A 1158-nucleotide genomic window follows, 5' to 3' on the forward strand; every position below is an offset into this window, starting at 1 on the left:
ATCGTACGGCGAATACATGCTGAAAGAGATAATTTCCCCGGTTTTGCTATTGACGCTTGCCCACGCGTTGCCGCCCGCTATTTTGCTCATCGATGTGGAATCCGCCACCGGCTTGTTCCAGGAAATGCTCCAATTGGATGTTACTTCGCCCGTATCCGGATTCGTCGATTCGTTGAAGCTTGCTTCCTGCATCGTATAGTCGCTCAGCCCGCCGAACGCGTCCGTCACTTTCTTAATGGCTTCTTCTTTGGTCAAATTCAGATTGGATGCCGGTATCGAGCCGAGCGGTTTGTCCGTCAGCGTTTTCCCGTCGCCTGCCTCCAGGCCTTGGGCCGGCGTCCACACTTCACCGGTTGCCGCATTCAATGTAGTCGGATTCAGTATATAGGAAATAATCGGTACTTTCTTATCCTGTGCACGATACGGAACTTGATATTGCAGCGAGAGACTGGATTTCTCACGTACCAGGTCTGCCGCCTTTTCCTTGCCGATCGGCGTCGCCTTTTCGAAGTTGAGGTTGTCATCCCAGTTGTAATAGTAATTGACAACTTGGCCTTCGCCGTTCACATTGACGCTGACGCCGTTACCGTTAAAAGGCACGCCGTTCACAGCGCGATCATAGCGAATGTTGTATTGGTAGTTGCCGTCCAGCGGCGTACGGAACGACTGCTCGTCTGCATCATTGTACAGCAAGTCTCCCTGCTTGGCAGGATTAACCTTGGCGACGAAAGCAGCGGCGATGTCCTTCGCGCCGGCATAGTCCACCTTAGGCGGATAGCTGATCTTGCGATCAGGATCATTATCGTTAAAAGAGTAGGAGGTCAACGAGCCGTCCATGCCATTAATGGAAACGCTGATATAGCCGTAGTTGCGGTCTTTTACCTTTTTGGCATAATTGATGTTCCAGGTCGGAATACTGGTTCCGTTGCCGCCGTAATAAGCGTTTAAGCTCACATTCTGGATGGCGTAGCCGTCAGGAAGGGTAATGTACGTTTTGACTTTGTCGAGTGCCTGCTCCTTTGTAAGTTTGGCTTCGAGCTGCTTCGTGTCGCCGCCCTTCACGGGTGGCACAGCAGTGACCATGATGTCCGTGCTCGCTGTGGCCGAACCCATTCCCATTACCGTGTCTGCGAACGCCGCCGGCGCCATTCCGAGCAG

At 52.7% G+C, this 1158-nt stretch carries 1 protein-coding gene; it reads right to left on the bottom strand.

Annotated features, from left to right (window positions below):
- Nucleotides 1–1158 (bottom strand): YcdB/YcdC domain-containing protein (locus EJQ19_RS31930; protein ID WP_338143343.1); only part of this gene is annotated, 1158 nt, incomplete at both ends.

Origin of the sequence: Paenibacillus whitsoniae (assembly GCF_003955665.1) — a bacterium.
In the GTDB taxonomy this organism is placed as follows: domain Bacteria; phylum Bacillota; class Bacilli; order Paenibacillales; family NBRC-103111; genus Paenibacillus_E; species Paenibacillus_E whitsoniae.